Annotated in this window: 6 protein-coding genes; 5 read left to right on the top strand and 1 reads right to left on the bottom strand. The window is 70.8% G+C overall.

Annotated features, from left to right (window positions below):
• From IY392_RS08880 to IY392_RS08865, 4 genes are all read left to right on the top strand, one after another.
• A partial coding sequence (locus IY392_RS08880) for a YafY family protein (RefSeq protein WP_194861018.1) occupies positions 1-544 on the top strand: 544 nt, incomplete at its 5' end.
• 108 nt (positions 545-652) lie between these two features.
• Entirely contained in the window at positions 653-1,090 is a 438-nt protein-coding gene (gene tatA / locus IY392_RS08875) for a Sec-independent protein translocase subunit TatA (RefSeq protein ID WP_107756444.1), read from the top strand.
• A 72-nt stretch (positions 1,091-1,162) separates the two neighbouring features.
• Positions 1,163-2,146 carry a twin-arginine translocase subunit TatC gene (gene tatC / locus IY392_RS08870; RefSeq protein ID WP_228549200.1) on the top strand — a complete coding sequence of 328 codons (984 nt, stop codon included), beginning with the start codon at positions 1,163-1,165 and terminating at the stop codon, positions 2,144-2,146.
• Positions 2,130-4,790: an RNA helicase gene (locus IY392_RS08865; RefSeq protein WP_194861016.1), complete on the top strand. Its 2,661-nt coding sequence runs from the start codon at positions 2,130-2,132 to the stop codon at positions 4,788-4,790. Before tatC ends, IY392_RS08865 begins: the two co-directional genes overlap by 17 nt.
• Here IY392_RS08865 and IY392_RS08860 read toward each other — a convergent pair whose 3' ends face one another.
• The gene (locus IY392_RS08860; RefSeq protein WP_194861015.1) at positions 4,791-5,720 is read right to left on the bottom strand and encodes a 5'-3' exonuclease; all 930 of its coding nucleotides are present in this window, start codon (positions 5,718-5,720) and stop codon (positions 4,791-4,793) included. It abuts the gene before it with no gap.
• 133 nt (positions 5,721-5,853) lie between these two features.
• On the opposite strand from IY392_RS08860, the gene IY392_RS08855 reads away from it, so the two are divergent.
• On the top strand, positions 5,854-6,960 hold the full coding sequence (locus IY392_RS08855) for a Xaa-Pro peptidase family protein (protein WP_107756440.1): 1,107 nt from the start codon (positions 5,854-5,856) through the stop codon (positions 6,958-6,960).
• The last annotated feature ends 113 nt before the right edge of the window (positions 6,961-7,073 follow it).

Here is a 7,073-nt window from a genome sequence, read left to right as displayed (position 1 = left end):
CTCCCGCCCCGACACCCCGCCGGACGCCGATGTGGTCCGCACCGCCGTCCACGACGGACGCGCACTGCGATTCGTCTACCACTCGGCCAGCTCGGACACCTCGACCACCAGAGTGGTCGATCCCGCTCGGCTCTCCGTGTCCGACGGGCACTCCTACGTCCACGGGGTCGACCGCGGGACCGGGCAGTGGAAGACCTTCCGCACCGACCGGATGAGCGGGGTCGAAGAGGTCGGACCGCGCCGGCCGCTCGGGCCGGAACCCCAGGACGGCGGGGCGGGCGTCCTCCTGGAACGCGCCGTCGTTCCCGCGGCGGCCGCGTGGTTCCTCGACGAGTTCGCGTTCCACGACGTGGTCCGGCGCCCCGACGGCGATCTCGACGTCTCGATCGCCTACCACGACCGGACGTGGCTGGTCAGGTTCCTGCTCGGACACGCCGACGTCGTGACGCCGTCCGACCCCGGACTGGCCGCGGAGATCGCCGACCGGGCCCTCGCCGGGCTCGCGCTCTACGAGGCCCGCGACGACTCGGTGTCCTCGCCGTGAAAACCGCGTGAACCCGCTGGTCACCGCATTCGAAGGGGGGGACCGCGCCTCCGGCTGTCGGCGTGGGTGCGTTAGCATGGCCGTGTTGTCACACAATCGGAGGTAGACATGGGTGCGTTGAGCATCTGGCACTGGCTCATCGTTCTCGCGGTGGTGCTGCTCCTCTTCGGCTCCAAGAAGCTCCCCGACGCCGCTCGCGGTCTCGGGCGGTCGATGCGGATCTTCAAATCGGAGATCAAGGAGATGCAGAACGACGACAAGCCTGCCGAGCCGGAAGCGCTCACCCAGGCGGGTCAGCCGAACGCCGCGCAGTACGTCCAGCCGCAGGCGCACCCCACGCAGGCGCAGCATCAGGCTCAGGGCTACCCGCAGGCTCCGCAGCAGCCGTACCAGCAGCAGGGCCAGTCCCAGCAGCAGTACCAGCACCCGCCGCAGACAGGGCAGCAGTACCCGCAGACTCCGCAGCAGGGTCAGCAGCACCAGCAATCGCCCCAGCACGTCGACCCCACCGGTCCGTACGACGGCGGAACCGGCACCCAGCGGTAGCAGGTATCCCCACAGATGACGCAGACAGGACCCCAGAAGACCGGCGCCACCCCCGGGGGCGGCGCCGGTCGGATGTTGTCCAGGCGCAAGCGCCGGCCCCGGAACCCCGACGGCACGATGCCGCTCATCGAGCACATCTACGAGCTGCGCAAGCGACTGCTCATCGCCCTCGCGGCGATCGTGGTGACGCTGGGCTTCGGGTTCTGGTGGTACGGCAGCGGATTCTTCGGCGTCCCCTCGCTGGGTGAGATCCTCACCGGCCCCTACTGCGACATCCCACCCGGCGCACGCCTACAACTGGGGGACGCGGACGACCAGTGTCGGCTCCTCGCGACCGGCCCCTTCGAGCAGTTCATGCTCCGTCTCAAGGTGGCCGCCACCGCCGGGATCGTGTTGGCCAGCCCGGTCTGGCTCTACCAGCTGTGGGCCTTCATCACGCCGGGCCTGCACAAGAACGAGAAGCGCTACGGAATCGCGTTCACCGTACTCGCCGCCATCCTGTTCATCGGCGGGGCGGTCCTGGCCTACATCGTGATCGTCTTCGCCCTCGAGTTCCTGCTCTCCATCGGCGACAACGTCCAGACCACGGCCCTGTCGGGCACGCAGTACTTCTCCTTCCTCATCCAGCTGATCCTCATCTTCGGGGTGAGCTTCGAGATCCCGCTGCTCATCGCGATGCTCAACGTCGCCGGTGTGCTCAGGTACGAGGTGCTCGCCAGGTCGCGGCGCGGGATCATCATGGGGATCTTCGTCTTCGCCGCCGTCGCCTCGCCCGGTCAGGATCCGTTCTCGATGCTGGCGCTCGCCGCGGCGGTGTGCGTGTTGGTGGAAATGTCCATCCAGTTCGCCCGCATCCACGACAAGCGCAAGAGCAGGGCCCGCGAGGAATGGCTCGACGTCGACGACGAGTCCGCCTCACCGCTGGGTCCGTCCGAGCGCCTCGACGGTTCCGGGGAGGTCCGTTCCACCGGCCCGCTCGCCGCGCCCGAGCCGGTCAGCGGTGCACGGCCCCTCCAGGCACCGTCGGGTGGGGCGATGTATGACGACACGCTCTGAGCCGCACGACGCGGGCACCCTGCTCGAGTCGTTCCTCCAGACGGAGGGTTTCGATCCGGACCCGTTCCAGCTCGAGGCCTTCTCCGCGCTCGACGCCGGCCGCAATCTCCTCGTCTCGGCGCCCACCGGGTCGGGCAAGACGCTCATCGGGGAGTACGCGGCCCACCGGGCCCTTGCCGGCGGCGGCCGGTGCTTCTACACCACGCCCGTCAAGGCACTGAGCAACCAGAAGTTCCGTCAGTTCCGGCACCGCTTCGGGCCCGAGAACGTGGGGTTGCTCACCGGGGATCACTCCATCGACGCCGACGCCCCGGTGGTGGTGATGACCACCGAGGTCCTGCGGAACATGATCTACTCCGGGTCCTCCGCCCTGCACGACCTGGACTGCGTGGTGATGGACGAGATCCACTACCTCGGGGACCGGTCGCGAGGCGTGGTCTGGGAGGAGATCATCCTGACCCTCGACCCGGCGGTCCGACTCGTGGGCCTGTCGGCGACGTTGAGCAACACCGAGGAACTCGGGGACTGGATCACCGAGATCCGCGGCGACACCGCGGTGGTGCTCTCCGACGTGAGGCCCGTTCCCCTCGCGCACATGCTCTACACGGACGGTGACCTGGTCCCCGTCCGGGCCGCCGCCGACCTTCGACGGCGCAGCCGGGGCGGGTATCACGACGAACGGCTGGCGGCCCGACCCCGGGCCCAGTGGGCGCGACGTCAGGACGTGATCGAGAAGCTCGACGACGACCATCTGCTGCCCGCGATCTACTTCGTGTTCTCCCGGGCCGGGTGCGACGGGGCGGTCTCCCAGATGCGCCGGGCCCGGTTGCGGCTGACCACGGGGGAGGAGTCGCGACGGATCGCCGCGCACGTCGACGCCGCGTGTGCGCAGGTTCCCCGGCACGACCTGGACGCCCTCGACTTCGCCGCCTTCAGGGCCGGACTGATCAGTGGCATCGCCGCCCACCACGCGGGCATGCTCCCGCTGTTCCGGACCGTCGTGGAGGAGTTGTTCTCGGCAGGTCTGATCAAGGTCGTGTTCGCCACGGAGACCCTCGCCCTGGGCATCCACATGCCGGCCCGGGCGGTCGTCCTGGAGAAGACCACCAAGTTCAACGGCGACACCCATGCGATGCTCACCTCCGCCGAGTACTCCCAGATCACCGGCCGCGCCGGCAGGAGGGGGATCGACACCAAGGGCACCGCGGTGGTGCTGGACCAACAGGATCTCGACCTGGACGCGCTGTCCGCTCTCGTGGACACCCCACGTTTCCCCCTGCTCAGTGCGTTCACCCCGGACTACTCCATGGCCGTCAACCTCGTGGAACAACTCGGCGTGGCGGAGGCGACCTCCCTCATCGGCAGGTCGTTCGCCCAGTTCCAGACCGACCGCACGCTGGTGTCCCGGTCACGGGCGGTCGAACGCAGGACGGACGAGCGGGACCGGATCCGTGCGGACCTGGAGGAGGCCGGCGGCGACTCCCAGCTCGACGAGTACATGTCGCTGCGCGCGGACCTGAGTCGGCTCGAGAAATCCACCGAGAAGGCCACCCGCGACGACCGGCTGGAATCCGTGCGCGCGGCGATGCTCAAGCAGACCGCGGGTTCCGTGATCACCGTCGGCCGCAAGCGGTTCGGCATGGTCGCCACGGTGCTCCAGGTGCGCACCGACATCCCCTCCGACCCGGCCCTGTTGTGTCTGACCGATTCCGGCTGGACCGGCTGGCTGCGCCAGCAGGACTTCGCGGCGCCCCCCGTGCCGGTGGGGAGGGTCGACCTGCCACGCGGTCGCCGGAAACTCGACGGACGGGCCAAACGGGCACTCGTCCAGCGGATGGAGGGGCTGCGCGGCAAGGCCAGAGGCCGGATGAAGAACGCCGGGGGCAAGTCCGTCCGAAAGGACCCGCGACTCGCGGCCACGCGCCGGGCCCTGCGCCAGCACCCCCTGCACGAGGATCCCCGGATCGACAGGCTGGCCCGTCTCCACGAACGCTGGGCACGAGCCGCGGCGGACGTGTACACGCTCACCGCGGAGGTGGAGGAGGATTCCGACTCCCTGGCCCGCCGGTTCCGCAGGATCGTCGACCTGCTCGACCACCTCGGCTACCTGGAGAAGCACGAGGGGGAGGTCCGTGCCACGGAGGCCGGCCGTCTTCTGGCGGGTATCCACACCGAGCAGGACCTCTTCGTGGCGGAGTGTCTCCGGCGCGGGGTGTGGTCAGGGCTCGACCCGGCGGGGCTGGCCGCGGTGATCACCACCGTCGTGGCCCACCCCCGTAGCGAGTCGGCGGTCCGCGAGCCCTCCGACGAGCTGCTGCGCGCCGCCCTCGCCGAGACCGACCGCGTCGCCGCGGACGTCACGGCGGCCGAGAAGTCCCACCAGTTGCCGCCGACCCCCGATCTCGATGCCGGACTCGCCCCGGTCCTGCACCACTGGGTGTCGGGCGGTGCGCTCTCGTCGATCCTCGCCGCGTCCTGGCAGGAGGGCGTGGAACTCACCGCCGGGGACTTCGTGCGATCGGCTCGGCTCGTCGTGGACGTCCTGGCCCAGGTCGGACAGGTCGCGGAGCCCGAACTGGCGCGCACGGCGCGATCGGCCGTGGGGTCACTGCGTCGCGGCGTCGTCCTCGACCACATGGCCTGATCAGGCCGGGTCGAGCACCGAGGCGGCCTTCTCCAGACGTCCGATCGCTCGGCTCTGCCCGGTCGCCTCTCCCAGGAGATCCAACTTCTCGCGGTCCACGGGCCCTCGCCGACCGTCGACATCCCCCTCGAAGTCCGTCTCGACACCCCGCGTCCGGAGCCGGACCACCCCGCGGGCGGCGGTCAGATAGTCGGCGGCCTCGAGGACCGCCCTGCGCTGCCGCGCGGCGAGGCCCGACCCCTCGTCCTCGGCGGCCGCCACGATGCCGTCGAGGTCTCCGTACTCCCGCAAGAGGGAGGCCGCGGTCTTGGTGCCGATACCCGCCACCCCCGGCAGACCGTCAGAGGCGTCACCGACCAGCACCGCGTAGTCCGCGTACACCCGCGCATCGTCGCCGGCGGGCAGGTCGAATCGCTCCGCGACGACCTCCGGGGTGTACGCGAGGCGCTTTCTCATCCCCGCCCCCACGTACACGACCGTGGTGGTCGCGGACGCCAGCTGGAACAGGTCTCGATCTCCGGTCACCACCAGCACCTCACGGTCGCGGGCGGCGAGCTCCGCCAGAACGTCGTCGGCCTCCGCGTCGGAAGCGGACGCCTGCGTGATGCCGGCCGCTGTGAGGATCTGCTGTATCGCACCGACCTGGGGGTGGAGTGAGGCGGGCGCGTCCTCACCGCCGTCGTCGCCGACCCGGTGGGCCTTGTACGAGGGCAGCAGCTCGACGCGCCAGTCGGGGCGCCACTCTCGGTCGAGGGCGGCCACCAGGCCCGTCGGCGAGTACTCCTCGAGCAGTACCGACACCATGTCGCAGAACCCGCGCACCGCGTTGGCCGGTGCACCGTCCGGCCCGGTGATCTTCTCCGGTACCGAGTGGAACGCGCGGAACCACAGGCCGGCGCTGTCGAGAACCATGAGCGGGCCCTGGGACACCGCGCCTCCTCCGGTCGGGATCGGGCCGGGTGTCGGCCCGGCGCCAGGATAGTCGCCCCGTGCACCGTCGCCAGCGGTTCACGGCATCGACACGACCGGGCGGCGGCGAACCGGAAGACCCTAGGGTGGGGGGATGAGCACCGACTCCCCGGACCTCCACGCCCGACGACTCACGGCCGTGTGCGACCGCGCGCGGGAGATCGGCATCGACCACGTGGTGGTGTACTCCGGAGAGGACATGGCCTACCTCACCGGTGAACGCATGGACTCCCACGAGCGCCTCACGGCGATGGTCGTCCCCGTCGGCGGCGGGGTGCCCCTCCTCGTCGTCCCGGCCCTCGAGCTCACCGACGCCGTCCGCGCGGCAGCCGACCGGGTGGGTGCGGACCTGCACCCCTGGGCTGACGGAACGGATGCGGTGCCGCTCGTGGCGGGCACGGTGTCCGGCCGCGTCGCCGTGTCCACCGCGATGCCTGCCCTCCACCTCGTGCCGCTCCAGCTGGGCGTCGACGGCGAGGTGGTCCTCGCCTCGGAGGTGATCGACCACGTGCGGGCCGTCAAGACCCCTTCAGAGATCGACCAGCTCGCCGAGGCCGCCCGTCGCATCGACGCGGTCCACGCCCGGATGGGTGAGTTCCTCGTGGTCGGCCGCACCGAAGCGCAGGTGGGTGAGCTGATCACCGCGGCCATCGAGCAGGAGGGGCTCACGCACGCCGAGTTCGTGATCGTCGGGTCGGGACCCAACGGCGCCGACCCCCACCACGGTGTCTCCGACCGGGTGATCGAGCGGGGCGACATCGTCGTCGTGGACATCGGGGGACCGCTCCCGAGCGGGTACCACTCGGACTGCACCCGCACCTACTCGATGGGCGCACCGCCGGCCGACGCCGCCGAGACCTACGCCGTTCTTGAGGAGGCGCAGCGCCTGGCCCGCGAGGCCGTGCGACCGGGAATCGCGATCGGCGAGGTCGACGCGGCGGCGCGCGATCACCTCGCGGCGGCGGGACTCGGTGAGCTCTTCATCCACCGCACCGGGCACGGCATCGGCATGGGCCTGCACGAGCCGCCGTTCGTCGCCCCCGGCGCCGACACCGTCCTGGCGGAGGGGATGACCTTCTCCGTCGAGCCCGGGATCTACCGGGCCGGCCGGTGGGGTGCCCGTCTCGAGGACATCGTCGCGGTCACCGCGGACGGCCGGCGCGACCTGAACACCGGGGACAGGGGACTGCGGGTCCTCTAGCGTCGGCGACCTCCGCGGTCAACGTCCTCCAGCATCGTCGTGCGCCCCGGCCCGAGGCGCAGCGCTGGGTGCCGCCGTCGTCGTGCGTCACGGCCCGAGGCGCAGCGCTGGGT

This window comes from Dietzia sp. SYD-A1 (assembly GCF_015356725.1).
GTDB lineage: Bacteria > Actinomycetota > Actinomycetes > Mycobacteriales > Mycobacteriaceae > Dietzia.
This window is presented reverse-complemented; position numbering and strand designations above follow the sequence as displayed.